This is a genomic window from Myxococcus stipitatus DSM 14675 (assembly GCF_000331735.1).
GTDB classification, from domain to species: Bacteria; Myxococcota; Myxococcia; order Myxococcales; family Myxococcaceae; genus Myxococcus; species Myxococcus stipitatus.
Genome location: NC_020126.1, coordinates 10,265,452 through 10,283,239 on the forward strand (window position 1 = coordinate 10,265,452; position 17,788 = coordinate 10,283,239).

The window sequence follows — 17,788 nt, forward strand, 5'->3', positions numbered from 1 at the left end:
GATGGAACCCCAAATGCACAAGGTCCTCCTGGTGGAGGACGCGCCCTTCTTTCGGAAGATGCTGGGCGACTACCTGCGTGCCATGGGATTCAAGGACGTGGTGGAGCTGCCCAACGGGCAGGCCGCGCTCAAGTACCTGGCGGGCTCCACGCGTCCGGACCTCGTGTGCCTGGACCTGACGCTGCCGGACATCTCCGGCTATGACTTGTGCGAGCACATCCGCCGCACCGCGGGCATGGCGGACGTGCCGGTGCTGGTGGTGAGCGCGCGCGACTTGCCGGAGGACAAGGCCCACGCCGAGGAGGCGGGCGCCAATGGCTATCTGGGCAAGCCCTTCACCCAGGACGAGTTCTCTCGCCGCGTGGGGCAGCTCCTGAAGAGCGCCGCGTCGAGGAGGACGTCGTGACGGTTCCGGCGCCCGGGCAACGCCCAGGCCCGCACGCCTCTCCCGCATTCACCCCGGAGCGCGTGGAGACGAACGCTCCGTCGGACCTCATCGACTGGGGCTTCGCCGTCGACTCCGTGTTCTATTTGAAGAACGCGGTGCTGCGGCACTGGTTCTTGGCGCTGGTGGTGGCGGTGCTGGTCGCGGGGCTGGCGGCGGGCGTCAGCAAGATCATGCCGCGCAAGTACCACGTTGAAACGCGGATGCTGACGCAACGCAATTTCATCATCGCCTCCCTGGCGAACCCGGGGCGCTCCATCCCCGTGGACGCGGACCAGCCCACGCGCGCGGCGTGGGAGATGGTGATGAAGAGCGACAACCTCAAGGCCGTCGTCCGGGACGCGAAGCTGGTGGAGTACTGGGAGCTCCAGCGCTCGCCCATGAGCCGGCTGAAGGAGAAGGTGCTGCGCAAGCCGCCGCCGGCCATGACGGACGACGACAAGCGCGACGCGCTCACCACCATGCTCGAGCAGGCCATGCTCGTGATGGTGGAGGGCGGCACGGGCACCGTCACCATCGGCGTGGACTGGAGCGACCCGCAGCTGGCGCTCAACATCGTGGAGGCCGCGCAGAAGAACTTCCTGGAGATGCGGCAGGCCGCGGAGATGGGCGCGGTGTCGGAGGCCATCACCATCCTGGACAAGCAGGTGGTGGAGGAGGCGGAAGGCATCAAGCAGGCCATCGCGGCGCTGGACGCCACCGTGAAGCGCGTGGAGGCCAAGCGCAAGCGCGAGGAGGCCCGGCAGGCGCAGCGCGGCGGGCGAGGAGCGCAGGCGCAGGCGGGCGGGCTGGGCATCAACACCAACCACCTGCTGGCGCAGATGCGGTTCATGGTGCAGACCAAGCGCCGGGCCATCTCCGACGTGGAGGAGTTCCGCGCGCGGCGGCTGACGGAGCTGCGCAACCAGTTGTCCGAGCAGCGGGTCATCTACTCGCCGCAGCACCCGCTCATCACGGACCTGGAGCAGCGCATCGTCGCGCTCCAGGAGGACTCTCCGCAGTTGGTGGCGCTGCGCTCGGAGCTCAACGAGCTGATTGGCGAGTACATGCGCAACGGCGGAGACCCGGGGGAGCTGGAGCAGGGCACCACGGGGCCGCTGTTGGGCGCGGGGGCCTACGGGGGCCCGGCGACGTCGGACAACCCGGAGGTGTCGGTGGCGGCGGACCGGGTGCGCATGCTGGTGATGCGGCACCAGGAGAAGATGCGGCGGTTGGACCAGGCGAAGACGGAGCTGGAGATTTCGCGCGCGTCGATGAAGCACCGCTTCAGCGTGCTGGCGCCGCCGACCTTCCCGGAGAAGCCGTCCAAGCCCAAGGTGCAGCTCATCCTCGCCGCGGGCGTGGTGGGCGGCATCGCCATGGGCATCTTCGCCGCGGTGGCGCTGGACATCATCCGCCGTCGCATCCTGGAGAAGTGGCAGGTGGAGCGAATCCTGAAGCTCCCGGTGTTGGCGGAGCTGGAGCGGCGCTAGCAGCGCGCTCGGGGGAGAGTGCCGTGACGGTGTGGACCTGGGTGGACCTGGCGCTGTGCGTGGCGCTGCTGCCGGCGACGGTGGCGTGTGGCTATCTGCTGCTGCTGACGGTGTTGTCGTGGCGGCGAGCGGCGCCGGTGCCGCCCGCGCCCACGCGCAAGTTCGACGTGGTGATTCCCTCGCACAACGAGGAGCTGGGCATCGCCCGCACGGTGGCGAACCTGTCCGCCGTGGACTACCCGCCGACGATGCGGCGCATCCTCGTCGTCGCGGACAACTGCTCGGACGCCACCGCGCAGAAGGCGCGCGAGGCCGGCGCCACGGTGCTGGAGCGGCACGACACGGAGAAGCGCGGCAAGGGCTACGCGCTCGCGCATGCCTTCGAGTTCAGCCAGAAGGACGGCTTCGCCGACGCGGTGGTGGTGGTGGACGCGGACACGGTGGTGTCCCCCAACCTGCTGCAAGCCTACTCACGGCGGCTGGCGGACGGTGCCCACGCGGCGCAGGCGCACTACGGCGTGATGAACCCCACGGCGTCGTGGCGCACGCGGCTGATGACGATTGCACTGGGCATGTTCCACAAGGTGCGCTCGCTGGGACGCGAGGCGCTGGGTGTCTCGTGCGGCCTGCGCGGCAACGGCATGTGCTTCACCCACGAGGTGCTGCGCGAGGTGCCGCACGACGCCTTCAGCGTGGTGGAGGACCTGGAGTACGGCATCCGCCTGGGCCGCAAGGGCCACCGCGTGCACTACGCCTGGGAGGCGGAGGTGCAGGGCGAGATGGTGACGGCGGAGAAGCAGAGCCGCTCCCAGCGTCAGCGCTGGGAGGGAGGCCGCGCGCAGATGCGCAAGCTGCACGGCTGGCCGCTCTTGAGTGATGCGCTGAAGCAGAAGAGCGGGCTGCTGCTGGACTTGTCCATGGACGTGCTGGTGCCGCCGCTGAGCCAGTTGGTGCTCGCGACGGTGGGCGGCGCGGTGGCGGCGTCGGTGCTCGTGTGGCTGTCGGGCGGCACGGCCGTGGGCGCCTCCGCGCTGGCGGGCTTCGGGCTGGCGAGCCTGGGCGCGTACGTGCTGCGCGGGTGGTGGGTGTCGGGCGTGGGGCCTCGGGGGCTGGTGGACCTGGCCTGGGCGCCCGTCTACGTGGTGTGGAAGGTGTGGCTGATGCTGCGCGGCCCCGGCGCGGAGAAGCGCGGCGAGTGGGTCCGCACCACCCGCGAGGCGGAGCGCCGCTGACCGCCTCCCCACGCGAGGCCGCGCTTTGAAGTGAAGTCGTCAGGTGTCGCGCGTGGCCCACCAGATGGCCGCGAGGAGCGAGGCCACCAGCGCCACGGCCAGGAGCCCTCCCCAGGACAGGAGGGCGCCGAGGCCCAGCGCCGCCGAGGCGAGGGCGACTCGCGCGACGACGAGCGCGCCCAGGGTGAGCGCCAGCGCTCCGACCAGCGACAGCACCCGTGCGATGGACCCTTCCTCTCGCAGGGGAATGCCCGCGGCCTTCAGTGCCTCGGTCAGGACACCCCGTTCCGATTTCGGAAGCGGAACGTCGAAGAAGGCGGTCGGGTCCCTCCGTGCGTCAAACCAGAAAGCGGCCACGCGATTCTCGGTGCTGAGGAGGCGAAGATAGCCAGGGCGGCCGATGGCACGGAAGACGCGGCGGGGTCCCTCGGAGGCGAAGGTGACGCGGTCCCCTTCGAGGAGGAGCTCCTGCCGCGAGGCGTGCGTTGCCTCTCGCCGCTGGCGGGTGACGATGGTGATGCAGCCGTAGGCGAAGAACAGGCTCAACACGGCGAGGGCCATCAGATTCAGGGAGAGCCACAGCGTCAGGGCGGCGCCCCCGACCAGAAGCGGCAAGCAGACCGAGGCGAGCACGATGCGCCGCTGAGCCAGCGCACGAAAATGACTGGCTTCCACCACGAAGGTCCGTGGATGCATCGGGTCCAGCGCTTGTTCGACCATGCGGCATCCTACAACAGGGTTGCATTGAGCAGCCGCGGCAAGCGCGCGTCGACGCGGAGTGCCCCCCGCCTGACGCGCCGTGGATGCGCTCGTCGGGGCATGGGCACGGCTCCCTCATGACGAAACGATGATGAACACCGGAGCCGCCCCGGGTGAACCCCGGCTCCGGGCTCGGGGAGGATGGAGCCTTCTCTCGAAACCTCCGGGGTGGCCTTGTGACGTCCCTCCTCCGCGCGGCTGTGTGTGGACTCCTGGGCCTGAGCGGCTCCGTCTGGGCCCAAGCCCTGGAGTGCGACGGGCCCGACACCTCCCGCCAGGGTCCCGTCACGGACGTGAGCAGGATGACCCCGGAGCCCCAGGTGGATGAGGCCTTCCTCCAGCGCCTCACCCTCACGAGGCCCGAGCCTCCCTCCACCGAAGAAGCCACACCCCCTCCGGAGCACGGCGACACGGAGGACTTCGCCGACGTGCTGAAGCAGCGGCACTCGCCCTTCGTCACGCTTCGCTTCACCTCCGCGAGCCCCTGCACCCCCTGACCGCGTCGTGCCGGAACCATGATGAAGCCACGAGCCGTGCATGCGGTTCGTGTCGGACACGCACGCGAGGATGCGGACTCCCACTCGAAGACCCCCGCGAGGCAGTCTCCCGTGTTGAAGCTCTTCACGGCCTATTTCGTGTGCATGCTGGTGCTCTTCGTCGCGGTGCCCTTGTTCGCCCGCTCCGAAGACGACGCCGACTACGCCCCGCCGCCCGGCATGTTCACGGGCACGGTCATCGACGCCCTGAGCCGCGCACCCATCCCGGGCCTCGTGGTCATCGCGACGTCGCCCAGCTTGAGTGAGGCGCAGTGGGCCCGGACGGATGACTCGGGCGGCTACCGCCTCCCCTTGCTCCCCGCGGGCACGTACACGCTGCGCTTCGAGCACCCCGACTACCCCTCGCACACGCGAGGGGACCTGCTGCTGCGCGCGAACCAGACGGAGCAACTCCAGGTGGAGTTGCGCCCCCGGTAGCACCGGGGCTCAGTCCGCCAGCGGCATGCCCCAGTCGGGCTGGCCGCGCTCCCCGAGCACCCAGCGATACACCTCCAGCACCTGCTCCGCCTTCGCCTTCCAGGTGAAGTACTTGAAGATGCGCTGCCGGGCCCGGTCGCCCATGGGCCGAATCACCGACGGGTCGGCGACGAGCTTCGTCAGCACGCCCCGCACGCTCGCCACGATGTCCTCCGGCGTCCCCATGGGCACCGCGAAGCCCGTCGCGGGGCTCACGATTTCACCCGGGCCGCCGTAGTCCATCACGATGGGCACCAGCCCCAGCGCCATCGCCTCGCACACCACCGCGCCGCCGAACTCGCGCACGCTGGGGAAGCCGAACACGTGGTTCTTCGCCAGGCGCCCCTGCAGCTCCTGGTGCTTCACCCAGCCGGCGAACGTCACGCCCGACTCGATGCCCTCGCGCGCCGCCTGCGCCTTCAGGTTGGGCATCTCCTGCCCATCACCGATGTACTCCAGCACCACCTTGCCCTCGCGGATGAGCGGCGCCGCCGCCTCCATGAGCATGGCCATGCCCTTGTACGGCACGAAGCGCCCGACGAAGGCCACGCGCAAGGGCAGCTCCACGGGCCCCTCCGACTTCGCCGTGCCGAAGCGCTTCGTGTCGATGGCGTTCTCCGGCACGTACACCGTCTTGTCCTGCCATGACTCCCCCACCTGCCCTCGCGTCGCGCGCGAGCCGGTGATGATGGCCGCCGCGTTCTCGCGCGTGGACTTGTAGAAGGGCATCAGCTTGTACGCATCCCGGATGTAGCTCAGCCACTCCTTCTCCCGCCGCCGCGCGCCCCCGAAGCCCTTGGGCCACGGCAGGCCGCCGTTGAGCGGCCCCATGACGAAGGGCACTCCCGCCTTCTTGCACCGCCGCGCCAGCGTGCTGGGCGTCGTGGGGCTGATGGGCGTGTAGCGATGCACCAAATCGAACTCACGGGCCTTGATGCGCTGGCCGAAGCGCTGCCAGAGCACTTCCTCGAAGTAGTAGTAGGGCAGCACGCTCAACGCCGTGGCTGTCGTCCAGCCAACGCCCGCCGTGCCCCGCATGAACTGGCCGACCTTGTCGAGCGGCTTCTCCACGGGCGTGGAGTCCAGCGCGGTGAACTGCGAGCCCTCCTGGACCCCCTGCTTGAGGATGTTCTCCCGGTTGCGCACCTGGGTGACCAGATGGACATCCGCCACCTCGGCCAGTGCGCGGTAGAGAGACCACCCCTCCAGCGGGACACTCACCCAGTCGGGGTTGCACAGCTCGGCAATCAGGAGGACGCGAGGTCGGTGAGCAGGCATACGTGTGGCTTCACATCTATCCCAACCGGCCCGCCAGATGTAGCCTCCGTCCGTCGTGACGTTCGCTCCGGACCGGCCCTCCTACCTGCGCTACCTGGCGCTGCTTGGCTTCCTGGTGCTGGCCACCGTGGGGGGTGCCCTCTTGCACCCCGTGGTCGCTTTGGCCCCAGCCCTGGCCGTGGGCGTGCTGTGGGTCGTGGTCAAGGTCCCCCTGCGCTACCCGGTGCTGGGCCTCACCTACCTGGTCCTCGCCGTGGACTTCGTCCCCGAGCGCCCCCAGTCCGGCTTCTGGCCCTCGCCGCTGTTCCCCATCGGCGAGCTGCTCTTCACGCAGCTGAGCGCCCTGACCAAGATTGGCGCCCTGCGGTTTCCCCTGGTGGACCTGCTCATCGTCGGGTTGTTGGGAATCGCCATCTACCGGCGCACGACGAAGTCCACCATCGACCCGCCGGTGCTGCCCATGCCCCGGCCGCTCATCGCCGTGGTGGCGCTGTCCTTCTTCGCCATCATGTTCATGGAAGTGCGCGGGGTGATGCGCGGCGGCGACTTCCGCAACTCGCTGTGGCAGTGGCACCAGGCCGCGATGCTGCCGTTCATCGTGGCCATCTATCACTACGCCATGCGAGGGCCGGAGGACTGGCCCATCTTCGCCAGGACGGTCATCGCCGCGGGGCTCACCAAGGCCGCCGTCAGCGTCTACTTCGGCGCCGTCGTCGTGCCCGCCATGGGCGTCTTCGTCGAGTACACCACGTGCCACTCGGACTCGATGACGTTCAACTTCGCCCTGCTGGTGGCGACCATGCGCTTCCTGGAGAAGCCCAAGGGCGCTCACGCCTTCCGCGGCATCCTGCTCATCCTCTGCATCTTCATGGGCATGGTCTACAATGACAGGCGTCTGGCCTACGTCAGCTTCGTGGGCTGCCTGCTGGCCGGCTACCTCATCACGCCCTGGCCCGCCATCAAGCGCACCTTCTCACGCGCGCTCGTGCTGCTGGCCCCGCTGATGCTCGTCTACTTCGCGGTGGGGTGGAACGCGCGCGGCGGCGCCTTCGCGCCCGTGCACAAGGTGCGCTCCCTCATCGACGGCGAGGGCGGCGAGGGCAACCTGGACTACCGCGACATCGAGAACCTGGACCTCATCGCGACCTGGACCCAGTTCCCCCTCCTGGGCACCGGCTACGGACACGAGTTCCTGGAGCCGATTCCGCTGCCCAACATCGCCTTCGTGTTCCCGACGTACCGCTTCCACCCGCACAACTCCCTCCTGGGGTTGCTCGCCTTCGGAGGCATGGTTGGCTACACGGGCATCTGGATGTTCCTGACGGTGACCATCTACCTGGCGGTGCGCGCCTACCATCGCTCGAACATCTCCGAGCACCGCGCCGCCTCGATGGTCATCGTGGGCGCCGTCATCTGCTACATCAACCAGGTGTTCGGGGACATGGGCATCATCTCGTACATCTGCACGTTCCTCCTGTCCCTGTGCGTGGTGGCGTCCGGGAAGCTGGCTGTGTTCACCGGCGCGTGGCCCATGCCGCGGAGCACGCTGGTGCCCTCCACGCCGTCCGCGCCCGTGCCGCCTCCAGGCGCCATCACCTATCCGAACCCGGACGAGACACCCGCCCCCAGCGTGGCCAAGACGGGCTGAGGCCCGCCGCGCTCACCGCTGGGAATGCCCGCGAAGCTCCTCGTCGCGTCCCGACCTCGCCAGCGCGGTGGGCGGGAGGACCAGCGTGAAGCCCTCGGGCGTCATCGCCACCGACTCCACGCTGGACAGCTCGCGGTAGGAACAGCCCGCCTGCGCCTCCAGGGCCACCGCGGCCTTCTCCGCGCCCGGCAGCGCCATCCCCTTCGCGGGCACTCCCGCCGACGCCGCCGACAACATCACCAACACCCGCGCCGCGTTGTCCCCCAACACCTCGCCATAGGCCGCGCCCGCGTCGCGGAGCTCCTCGAAGGTGCGCGCCCCATCCACGCGCCGCACCAGCACGCCCCACCCGTCCAGCACCTGCCACAAGGACTCCACGCCCAGATACGCCATGGCCGTCGCCGTCATCCGCGCGGGGACCCCCTTCGAGCGGGGCTCCGGCAGCGACCACGGCATCAGATACATGGACACCGACGCCGTCAGCGTCGCCCGCACCGCCCACGGCGCCGACAGGTCCTCCAGCGCATCGCCTGTCTCTTCCCAGACATCCCCCAGGGCGAAGGCCAGGGCCAGGGCGTACTTGCCCTCCCTCCCCAGCGACGCGCCCCCTTCCAGCAAGCGCAGACAGTCTGCCTCTCCGTCCTCATCCTCACACCAGCGCGCGTAGTCGCGCGTCAGCGCGTGCTCCGACGTCGACTCCTGAAGCGCGGCCCGTGAGCCCTCGCCCTCCTCGCCCACCGGGACGAGCCGGCGCCGCTCATACAGAGACATCCCGCCGCGCTCGGGGACACCGAGGCGGTGACGCGCCTCACGCAGCGGATGCGCGGAGGGCCTCACGCCTCGGGCCAGTCGCTCCACGGCGGTCTTGAAGGTGTCCTCATCCAGCTCCACCGGGCCCGCGCCGTCCACCGCGCGAGGCGTGTGGAGGACGGGCTCTCCCATGCCCATGTCCAGCCGGACCACTCGAGTCGTCGAGCAGCCCGCCGTCAATCCCATCCAAAAGAGACACCACACCACGGCCCGACCACGACCCATCACAGCCCTCCAGCATGGGGCGCAAAACCACCTGAGTGGTCTTCATCCTTATCAACGGGCTCCGACATTTTTAGTTCTCACGGCACCGCCGCGCGCACGTCACCGCGAGGCCTTCGGCAGCAGGACATGAAACGTGCTGCCATCCCCACCGCGCCCCGAGGACTCCGCCCAGATGCGTCCGCCGTGTCGCTCGATGATGCCTTTCGCGATGGACAGCCCCAGGCCCAGGCCGCCGTAGGAGACCCCGTGGGCCCGGCCGAAGCGCTCGAAGATGCTCTCCAGCCGGTCGGCGGGAATCCCCAGGCCCTGGTCCCTCACCTCGACGTGGGTCCAGCCCTTCTCCTCGCGGGCGCGGAGGTGGATGACGCCTCCGTCCGGCGAGTAGCGCAGGGCGTTGGACACCAGGTTGCTGAACACCTGGTCCAACCGCTCGCCGTCCGCCTTCACCACCAGGCCGCGAGGGGCCTCCACCTGGATGTACCGGTCCTCGGGCAGGGGCTCGAAGTGCTCCGCCACGTCGCTCAGGAGCGAGCCCACGTCCACCTCGCCTGACTTCAAGCGCAGCTCGCCGCGCTCCAGACGTCCGACGTCCAGCAGGTTCTCCACCAGCCGCGCCATGCGGTTGACGCTGCGCTGGACGCCCTCCAGGGCCCGCCCCACTCGCGGCGTCAGCTCCTCGCCGGCCTTCACCTTCGCCAGGTCCGTGTAGCTGCGAGCCGCCTGGAGCGGCGTGCGCAGCTCGTGCGCGGCCATGGTGAGGAACATGTCCTTCGCCTCGCTCGCGGCCCGCAGGGCCTCCGCCGCGTGGCGTGCGTCGTCGACGTCCGTCGCGGTGGATATCCAGCCCACCAGCCGGCCCACCTCGTCGTGCTCCGGCAGCGTGCGGAAGAGGAACCAGCGGAACTCCCCGTCCCTCGCGCGCCGCAGCCGCAGCTCCTGCTCTCCGGGGCGTCGGGAGCGACGCAGCACGCGCCAGGACTCCTCGATGCGGTTCATGTCCTCGGGGTGACAGCAGCGCAGGTTCTCCTCGCGCTGGCGGCCCTGCTCGGGCGTGAGGCCCGCGTAGTCCAGCCAGCCTCGGTTCGCGTAGCTGATGGTGCCGTCGGCCAGGAGCGCCCAGACGAACTGGGGCATGGAGTCCACCAGCCGCCGGAAGCGCTGCTCGCCCTGCTGCTCGAGCATCCGCCGCTCGCGCGCCCACAGCGTGGCCTCGTGTTGCTGCACGGCCTGCTGGCGCACGTACAGCGAGACGAACGCCTCCACCTTCCAGCGCAGCACGTCCGGATGGAAGGGCTTCACGACATAGTCGGCGGCGCCGGACGCGTAGCCGTGGACGAGGTTCGCCTCGTCGCGTCCGTGGGCGGTGAGGAAGATGATGGGCGTGTAGCGGGAGCGCTCCCGCTGTCGGATGATGCGAGCGGTCTCGAACCCATCCATGCCCGGCATCCGGACGTCCAGGAGGATGAGCGCGAAGTCCTCGCGCAGCAGCCACCGCAGCGCCTCCGACCCCGACGAGGCCCTCACCAACCGCTGCCCCATGGGCTCCAGGATGGCTTCCAGGGCCAGCAGGTTGGAGGCCTGGTCGTCCACCAGGAGGATGCTCGGACTGAGTGGCTCCACCTGAACGGGAGCATGGGGGATGTGCTGCTCGGTGCCTTCCAAGGCAAAGCTCCCTTCTCTCCGTCAGACCCCATCGCTTAATCAGCGCGGCGCCAACGGTCAGCCACCCATGGCCCCTTGGCCCGTCCCTCCCCCAGGGACGCATGGCCCGGACGCCCGGCCGTCCTGCGTACGGCGAGCCACGGGAGGACTCCATCGAGCCTTCAACGTAGGGAGTCAGGGACGCGGAGGCATGTCCTCCCGTTCGCGGAGCCAAGGCCAAGAGCCCGCTCCACACGCGCGGAACCAACGAGGTGCTTGCTCGCCTGGAGTCGGGCCGGGCGACGGGGACGCCCAGTGCGCGACAGGCACGGCGGCGATATCCGTGCACCGCTGGGTTCGGGGCCGGAGCCGTACACGCATCGAGGCAGCGCGAAACCCCCGCGGCGCCTGGGTTCAACCGGGCCGCGGCATCGGGTCCACCCTCGCGCTCAGACCACCGCGCGCTGGAGCATCAGCGCGAGCATGTCCGCGCTGCGCTCGCTGCTGAACTGCGTCTCCACCTTGCGCCGGCCCGCTTCGCCCAGTCGCGCCGCCTCGGCGGGATTGCGCGCCACCTTCTCCAGCTTCTCCGCCAGCACGAGCGGCGCCTGCGGCGGCACGAGCAGCCCGTCCACGCCGTCATCCACCAGTTCCTTCACCCCGCCCGCGCCCGTCACCACCACCGGCGCGCGCATGGCCATCGCCTCCATGATGGCCACACCCAGCGGCTCCTGGAGGCTCGCCAGCGAGAAGATGTGCGCGCGCTCGATTTCGCCTCGCACCTTGTCCTCGCCCACCGCGCCCAACAGCGTCACCGCGTCGCCCAGCTTCGTCTCCGCGAGCTTCGCCTCCAGCACCTTGCGGTACGTCGTGCCACCCGCCTCGTCCTCACCCGCGATGGAGAGCCGCGCGTCGATGCCCTTCGCGCGCAGGACGCCCACCGCGTCGATGAGGTCCGCGTGCCCCTTGCACGGGTTGAGTCGGCCACACGAGAAGATGCGCAGCGGGCCCTCGCCCGTCCACGCCGCGTACGGCACCGAGCGGTTGAACTTGCTCAGCTCCACGCCCATCGGCGCCAGCTCGATGCTCGCGGGCAGGTGCCCCGCCAGCTCCTGGTTCACCTCGCCCAAGAGCTTCTTCGTGATGACAAAGGCAAACTTCGCGTGGCGCCACTTCTCCTTCTGGTTCGGCCCGTAGTCATCCAGCGGCCCGTGCAGCGTCATGCTGTACGTCAGCCCCGACAACAGGTTCGCGAACAGCGCCACATGCGCCGCGTTGGCGCACGAATGCACATGCACGTGGGACCATCCCCGCTCCCGCGCCAGCGACGCCAGCCGCCCGCCCATCACCGCGAAGCCCAGCAGCTGCGCGCGCCCCTTCGCGTCCAGCCCCTCCGCGCGAGCAATGGACGCCAGGCACCGCGCCCACCCCGTGGGCATGGCCCGCGCCACCTCCGCCGCCGCCTTCACCATGCCGAGCGGCCCAGGAGGCGCCAGGTACTCCGTGCGCGCCATCGCCTCGCGCGCCCAGCTGTGGGAGATGATTCGCGCGGGCGGCGGCCGAGTGGAGACCAGCTCTGGAGCCACCCCCTTGCCTGGCAGCGCCTGCAGCTCGCGCCAGAAGAAGATGTGCGTCTGTCCAGGGAACTCGGGGATGAGATAGCCAATTTTCCGCACGGCCATTCCATAACACGCTCGCCCCCACAACACGCTCGCCCCCACGCCCCCCATGTCCCTGACGGAGAACACAGGAAGTCCGCCGGGCAGGTCGAATGTCACCCGCTCCGCATTTCCGGCCGGCCAGGTCGTTGGGAGGTCGCCACGCGTTGCGCTATACCGGGCAGCGCTCCATGGCCGCCGATTCCAGTGCACCGCCCCGTTCCTCGGACACCGAGGGTTCCGACACCACCGTGCCCGCTCCGGCGCTGCAACGGTTGTGGTTCGCCTTGGAGCGCCGAGGCTGGGCCTTCCTGACCGTGGTCCCCGCGCACCCAGGTGCCCCCGCCTTGGAGGCGGCCACCGCCATCCTCGAGGCCGGCGCTCCGTACGCGTCCACGCAGAAGATTCATCTGGAAGACGCCACCGGCATCTCCCCCGCGGAGGCGCCTCGGCGCGTGCTGGAGTTGCGCGAGCGCGTGGCCCGGGGTGAGCGCGTCGTCGCCATCATCGACTCCGTGCTCGCCCGCCCCGCGAGCCTGCCCCTGGCGCTCGCCGCCGACGGCGTCCTCCTGTGCGTCACGCTGGGGGAGACGGACTTCGGCTCCGCCAGCAAGACGATGGAGTTCATCGGCGCGGACCGCTTCGTGGGCAGCGTCACGTTCCCTCAGCCCAAGAAGAAGGGCTGGCTGCCGTCGTTCAGGAAGAAGAAGCCATGACGCCCTCGGACGCCTCCACGCCCCGCCTCAGCGTCGTCGTCGCCACCTTCAACCGGCTCCCGCTCATCTCCCGGCTGCTGGAGCAGTTCGCCGAGCAGACCCTGCCCCCCGGCCAGTTCGAGGTCGTCGTGGTGGATGACGGCTCCAAGGAGCCCGTCCGCGAGCCGCTGCTCGCCCAGATTCGCCCCTTCACCTTGCGCGTGGAGGTGCAGGCCAACGCGGGCGCCGCAGCCGCCCGGCACCGAGGCGTGCTGGCCGCTCGAGGCGAGGTGGTGCTCGTCACCGACGACGACATGCAGGTGGCCTCCGACTTCCTGGAGCGGCACCTGGAGCAGCATCCGCCGGGCTCGCGCAACGTGGTGCTCGGCCGCATCCGCCCGGACCCGTCCATCGGCGACATGCCGCTGTTCGAGCGCTGGTACGCGTACCTCAACCACCGCATGGCGGAGGAGCTCTCCGTCCCCGGCGCCCGCGCGCGCGGCAACCACCTGTACACGGGCAACGTGTCCTTCCGCCGCGAGGACTACGTGGGCGTGGGAGGCTTCGACAAGTCCCTGGGCCAGTCCGAGGACGTGGAGCTGGGCGTGCGCCTGGAGAAGGCCGGCTGCGCGTTCGTCTTCGCCAGCGACGCGTACGTGTTGCACGGCAGCGACCACGTCTCCTTCGAGCGCTGGCTCAAGCGTGCGAACCGCTACGGCATGTTCGACACGCAGGTGGCGCGCAAGCACCCGGACGTGCGCGGCGTCAATCCGTGGCGGCTCCTGTTCGAGACGAATCCGCTCGCGCGCCCGCTGCTCGCCGCGACGGTGGTGGCGCCGCAGGCCACCCGGCTGCTCACGGGGGCGGTGATGAACGCGGCGAAGGCCGCGGACAAGCTGGGCCTGGAGAAGGCCGCGTTCGCGGGCACGTCCGTGGTGTACGGCATGGAGTACCTCCGCGGCGCGCGCAGCGAGGCCGGCGGCTGGACGGGAATCGCTCGGGAGGTGGCTCGCTACCTCCAGGGTCAGAGGGGGAGATGAACATCATGAAGGAAAAGCGCTCGCTCCTCGGCTCGCTCGTCTCCGACGCGCGCGAGCTGGCCAGGGCCGCTGGTGGCGGCATGGACGCGAAGTCCATCGCCCGGGTGGTGCTGAGCAGTGACTCGTACCGCATCACCGCGCTCAACCGCGCCCGCGAGGCCGCGCTCGACTACCACATCCCCCTGGTCAACCACGTGCTGCGCGTGGCGCAGACGGCGGTGATGGGGATTGAGATTGGAAAGGAAGTCACGCTCGGCAAGGGCGTGTACTTCGTGCACAGCCTGGGCGTCGTCATCGGCGGCGATGCGCGCATCGGCGACCGGGTGCGCTTCTACGGGAACAACACCGTGGGCACCGCCAAGGACAACGGCTACCCCACCATCGAGGACGACGTCTGGATTGGCGCCGGGGCCCGGATTCTCGGGCCGGTGCGCATCGGCGCCCGCTCGCGCATCGGCGCGAACGCGGTGGTGCTCCAGGACGTCCCACCCGACAGCGTGGCTGTGGGCATTCCCGCTCGCATCTTTCCGCGCAAGGACACGGACGACGTGGTGCTGTGAGGCCCGCCTCGCGAACGCACTGGGGGAGATGAGCACATGGAGGACGGTGTGATGGGTGCGCGAAGGAAGACGGGCGCGGCCGTGGTGACGTGCGTGCTGCTGGCCAGTGGCACGGTGGCGCTGGCCGCCGAGCCGTCCGCCGCGACGAAGAAGAAGGCGGCGGCCTCCGCCGCGAAGAAGGCCGGAGGGAAGTCCTCCTCCGCCAAGAAGGACTCCGCCAGCGCGGCGAAGGACGCGGACTCGCGCAAGGGCGCGGCCGACGCGACGAAGTCCGCCGATGCGGAAACCGCCGCCGACTCGACGAAGTCCGCCGACGCGCGGAAGGACTCGGCTGACGCGACGAAGTCCGCCGATGCGACGAAGTCCGCCGACTCGCGGAAGGACGACTCCACGGGGGCGAAGTCCGCGGATGCACAGAAGGACTCCGCCACGCAGAAGGCGTCCGACACGGTGGAGAAGGCCGCGTCCGCCGCGCTGATGTCGCTCTACGACGGCGGCCTGTCCACCGGGTGGCGCGACATCGGCTGGGCGCCTCGAGAGCTGCCCCAGGGGGCTCCGGCGCGCATGCGCCTGTTCAACTACGGCGGCTGGATTCTCTACCGCCCCAAGCTGGAAGGGACGTTCGGCGCGCTGTCCCTGCGCCTGAGCGCGCCCGAGTCCTACGGCGAGTTCCTGGAGGTGCGGCTGGACGCGCAGGGCGCCACGTCCTTCCCGCGCATCCCCATCACCTCCGAGCTCCAGGTCCGCAAGGACGGCGAGTGGTCGGAAGTCCTCATCCCCATGGAGCTGCTCAACCCGCGCGGCGAGGCCTTCGACCGCGTGGTGCTGCGCGCGTCCAAGGACGTGGGGCGCGACTGGGTGCTCTTCGACAAGGTCTCCCTGGTGCCGCTGCCTCCCGACGTCGCCGCCGCGCTGGCCGCGGGCGGCGGACGCATGGGCAAGGGCAGCGGACGCGACACGAAGCTCACCATCGACTGCACCGCGCCCGGCCATCGCATCAGCCCGCTCATCTACGGCATCGCCCTGGACGGCCTGCGCGAGAAGAAGGACCAGCACCAGTTCAAGATGGGCGCGACGACGCGCCGCTGGGGCGGCAACCCCACCTCCCGCTACAACTGGAAGCTGGGCGGCGCGTGGAACACGGCCAACGACTGGTACTTCCAGAACGTGGACATCGGCCTGTCCTACGAGGACTTCCTCAACGCCAACCAGAAGCACGGCATGTCCTCCGCGCTCACCGTGCCCATGCTGGGCTGGGTGGCCAAGGACACGTCGTCCGTGGGTTTCCCGGTGACTCGCTTCGGCGCCCAGAAGGGCGAGGACAACGGCGCCGGCAGCGGCCTCACCCGGGACGGCACCGCGCTCAAGCCCAGCTCGCCTTCCCAGACGAGCACGGAGGCCTCGCCGGAGTTCGTCGCGGAGTGGATTCGCGCCATCCGCGAGCGCGACAAGGCACGCGGCGAGCGCAGCGTGCACATGTACATCCTCGACAACGAGCCCATGCTCTGGAACACGACCCACCGGGACGTGTTCCCCGAGCCGCTCTCGTACGACGGGCTCATGTCGCGCACGCTCGCGTTCGGCACCGCCGTGCGGAAGGCGGACCCGGAGGCCCTCATCGCGGGCCCCGCCGAGTGGGGCTGGACGAACTACCTCTGGTCCGCCGCGGACTTCGCGCCGGGCAAGGCGCCGCACTCGGACCGCCGCGCGCATGGGGATGTGCCGCTGCTCGCGTGGTACCTGCGGCAGCTTCGCGACCACGAGAAGAAGACGGGCGTGCGCATCCTCGACGTGCTGGACGTGCACTTCTATCCGCAGACGAACGTGGGCGTGGGGCTGGAGGGGAACACGGACCCGGAGACCAACGCCCGGCGCATCCGCTCCACGCGGGCCCTGTGGGACCCGACGTACAAGGACGAGTCGTGGATTGGCGAGCCCGTGCGGCTGCTCCCGCGCCTCAAGGAGTGGATTGAGCAGAACTACCCGGGCCGGCGCATCTCCATCGGCGAGTACAACTTCGGCGCGTTCGGCCACATGAGCGGCGGACTCGCGCAGGCCGAGGCCCTGGGCCGCTTCGCGCAGGAGAACATCTACTCCGCCTACTTCTGGCAGTACCCGACGAATGGCAGCCCGGTGTACTGGGCGTTCCGAGCGTTCAGGGACTTCGACGGGCGCGGGGGCCACTTCCAGGACTACTGGGTGCCGGCGAAGGCCGACGAGGGCGCCAGCGTGTTCGCCTCGCGAGACGAGACGGGGACGAAGCTGGTGGCGGTGGTGCTGAACCTGGACCCGGACCAGGCCGCGCAGGCGCGGGTGGAGTTGAAGGGCTGCGGGACGCTCACGGGAGCGCGGGTGATGGGGTATTCGGGCGCGCCCGGGGGGTTCCTCCCGCAGACGGCGGGGACGCAGACGGCGGGGTCTCTGACCCAGCGGCTGCCGCCCTATTCGATGACAGTGCTTGATTTGACGGTGAAGAAGCCATGAGTGTCGCGACCCCGGAGTCTCCCCAGTCCTCGCCGTTCACCACGGGCCGTCCGCGCTTGCGGATTGGACAGCTCGCCATCGACCAGCTCACGTTCGAGGACGCGGTGTCGGAGATTGGCCGCCTGGTCGACGCGCACCAGGGCGGGTACGTCTTCACGGCCAACGTGGACCACGTGGTGCTGGCCGAGGACAACACGCAGTTCCGCGAGGCGTACTCGCGCGCCACGATTTCGGTGGTGGATGGGATGCCCATCGTCTGGGCGTCGAAGGCGATGGACGTGACGCTGCCCGAGCGCATCGCGGGCTCGGACCTGATTCTCCCGCTGATGCAGTTGGGCTCGGAGCGCAAGTGGCGGGTGTTCCTGCTGGGCGCGGGGCCGGGCGTGGCGGAGAAGGTGGCGAAGGTCGTGGGCGAGAAGTACGGCGTGGAGGTGGTGGGCTGGGATTCGCCCATGGTCCGCACGGACGCGGGGAACGCGCAGAACGACCCCATCGTGGCGAAGATTCGGGAGAAGGACCCGCACCTGCTCTTCGTGGCGCTGGGCAGCCCGAAGCAGGAGGTGTGGATTTCGCAGGTGTCCGCGAAGCTGGGGCCCACGGTGGCCATTGGCGTGGGCGCGGGGTTCGACTTCATCGCCGGCACGGCGAAGCGCGCGCCCGCGTGGATTTCCAAGGCGGGCTTCGAGTGGCTGTACCGCCTGGTCAACGAGCCCAAGCGCCTGTGGCGCCGGTACATCCTCAATGACTCGCGCTTCGCCACCATCCTGCTGCGGGAGTTCTGGAAGAAGACAGGTGGCTGAGCCCGCGTAAGGGGTTTCCACGGGGGAG

General features: G+C 69.7%; 16 protein-coding genes. 11 read left to right on the forward strand and 5 right to left on the reverse strand.

All coding sequences use genetic code 11. The features are described from left to right. Nucleotide 1 precedes the first annotated feature (1 nt). From epsW to epsU, 3 genes are read left to right on the forward strand one after another with little or no spacing between them, the layout of a single operon-like run. Nucleotides 2-406 (forward strand): exopolysaccharide biosynthesis response regulator EpsW, encoded by a 405-nt coding sequence (gene epsW / locus MYSTI_RS40015; protein ID WP_044282624.1) that lies wholly within the window; start codon nucleotides 2-4, stop codon nucleotides 404-406. Then, nucleotides 403-1,917 carry a PCP family exopolysaccharide biosynthesis protein EpsV gene (gene epsV / locus MYSTI_RS40020; protein ID WP_015353592.1) on the forward strand — a complete coding sequence of 505 codons (1,515 nt, stop codon included), beginning with the start codon at nucleotides 403-405 and terminating at the stop codon, nucleotides 1,915-1,917. The genes epsW and epsV overlap by 4 nt, the downstream gene beginning before the upstream one ends. Before the next feature lie 23 nt (nucleotides 1,918-1,940). Beyond that, nucleotides 1,941-3,149, forward strand: a complete 1,209-nt coding sequence (gene epsU, locus MYSTI_RS40025) for an exopolysaccharide biosynthesis GT2 family glycosyltransferase EpsU (protein WP_015353593.1) — start codon at nucleotides 1,941-1,943, stop codon at nucleotides 3,147-3,149. A gap of 39 nt (nucleotides 3,150-3,188) precedes the next feature. On the opposite strand, the gene MYSTI_RS40030 is transcribed toward epsU, so the two are convergent. Continuing rightward, nucleotides 3,189-3,869: a hypothetical protein gene (locus MYSTI_RS40030; protein ID WP_015353594.1), complete on the reverse strand. Its 681-nt coding sequence runs from the start codon at nucleotides 3,867-3,869 to the stop codon at nucleotides 3,189-3,191. A 215-nt stretch (nucleotides 3,870-4,084) separates the two neighbouring features. Between MYSTI_RS40030 and MYSTI_RS40035 the strand changes: the two genes are divergently transcribed. Continuing rightward, entirely contained in the window at nucleotides 4,085-4,405 is a 321-nt protein-coding gene (locus tag MYSTI_RS40035) for a hypothetical protein (RefSeq protein ID WP_144370244.1), read from the forward strand. A gap of 18 nt (nucleotides 4,406-4,423) precedes the next feature. Beyond that, nucleotides 4,424-4,882 carry a carboxypeptidase-like regulatory domain-containing protein gene (locus MYSTI_RS40040; protein ID WP_084668283.1) on the forward strand — a complete coding sequence of 153 codons (459 nt, stop codon included), beginning with the start codon at nucleotides 4,424-4,426 and terminating at the stop codon, nucleotides 4,880-4,882. A gap of 9 nt (nucleotides 4,883-4,891) precedes the next feature. Here MYSTI_RS40040 and epsH read toward each other — a convergent pair whose 3' ends face one another. Next, nucleotides 4,892-6,199, reverse strand: coding sequence for an exopolysaccharide biosynthesis glycosyltransferase EpsH (epsH, locus tag MYSTI_RS40045; RefSeq protein WP_015353597.1), 1,308 nt, complete (start codon nucleotides 6,197-6,199; stop codon nucleotides 4,892-4,894). A 55-nt stretch (nucleotides 6,200-6,254) separates the two neighbouring features. Between epsH and wzy the strand changes: the two genes are divergently transcribed. Further along, the gene (wzy, locus tag MYSTI_RS40050) at nucleotides 6,255-7,847 is read left to right on the forward strand and encodes an exopolysaccharide repeat unit polymerase (RefSeq protein WP_015353598.1); all 1,593 of its coding nucleotides are present in this window, start codon (nucleotides 6,255-6,257) and stop codon (nucleotides 7,845-7,847) included. A gap of 12 nt (nucleotides 7,848-7,859) precedes the next feature. Here wzy and sitA5 read toward each other — a convergent pair whose 3' ends face one another. The 3 genes from sitA5 to epsE all read right to left on the reverse strand — a co-directional run bounded on the left by sitA5 (nucleotide 7,860) and on the right by epsE (nucleotide 12,205). Then, the gene (sitA5, locus tag MYSTI_RS40055) at nucleotides 7,860-8,882 is read right to left on the reverse strand and encodes a SitA5 family polymorphic toxin (RefSeq protein WP_015353599.1); all 1,023 of its coding nucleotides are present in this window, start codon (nucleotides 8,880-8,882) and stop codon (nucleotides 7,860-7,862) included. A 99-nt stretch (nucleotides 8,883-8,981) separates the two neighbouring features. Further along, complete coding sequence (gene epsF, locus MYSTI_RS40060) at nucleotides 8,982-10,544, reverse strand: response regulator EpsF (protein ID WP_015353600.1); 1,563 nt, start codon at nucleotides 10,542-10,544, stop codon at nucleotides 8,982-8,984. A 428-nt stretch (nucleotides 10,545-10,972) separates the two neighbouring features. Then, the gene (gene epsE, locus MYSTI_RS40065; RefSeq protein WP_015353601.1) at nucleotides 10,973-12,205 is read right to left on the reverse strand and encodes an exopolysaccharide biosynthesis GT4 family glycosyltransferase EpsE; all 1,233 of its coding nucleotides are present in this window, start codon (nucleotides 12,203-12,205) and stop codon (nucleotides 10,973-10,975) included. Nucleotides 12,206-12,372: 167 nt separating this feature from the next. On the opposite strand from epsE, the gene MYSTI_RS40070 reads away from it, so the two are divergent. Genes MYSTI_RS40070 through epsA form a run of 5 tightly spaced genes read left to right on the forward strand, consistent with a single transcriptional unit; the run spans nucleotide 12,373 to nucleotide 17,760 of the window. Continuing rightward, a complete protein-coding gene (locus MYSTI_RS40070; RefSeq protein WP_233278112.1) occupies nucleotides 12,373-12,897 on the forward strand; it encodes a hypothetical protein in 525 nt (174 codons plus the stop codon). Beyond that, nucleotides 12,894-13,916 (forward strand): exopolysaccharide biosynthesis glycosyltransferase EpsD, encoded by a 1,023-nt coding sequence (epsD, locus tag MYSTI_RS40075; RefSeq protein ID WP_015353603.1) that lies wholly within the window; start codon nucleotides 12,894-12,896, stop codon nucleotides 13,914-13,916. Before MYSTI_RS40070 ends, epsD begins: the two co-directional genes overlap by 4 nt. A 5-nt stretch (nucleotides 13,917-13,921) precedes the next feature. Beyond that, nucleotides 13,922-14,476, forward strand: a complete 555-nt coding sequence (epsC, locus tag MYSTI_RS40080) for a serine O-acetyltransferase EpsC (protein ID WP_015353604.1) — start codon at nucleotides 13,922-13,924, stop codon at nucleotides 14,474-14,476. A 51-nt stretch (nucleotides 14,477-14,527) separates the two neighbouring features. Then, entirely contained in the window at nucleotides 14,528-16,960 is a 2,433-nt protein-coding gene (gene epsB / locus MYSTI_RS40085) for a GH44 family glycoside hydrolase EpsB (protein WP_015353605.1), read from the forward strand. Beyond that, nucleotides 16,957-17,760, forward strand: coding sequence for an exopolysaccharide biosynthesis glycosyltransferase EpsA (gene epsA / locus MYSTI_RS40090; protein ID WP_015353606.1), 804 nt, complete (start codon nucleotides 16,957-16,959; stop codon nucleotides 17,758-17,760). The genes epsB and epsA overlap by 4 nt, the downstream gene beginning before the upstream one ends. The last annotated feature ends 28 nt before the right edge of the window (nucleotides 17,761-17,788 follow it).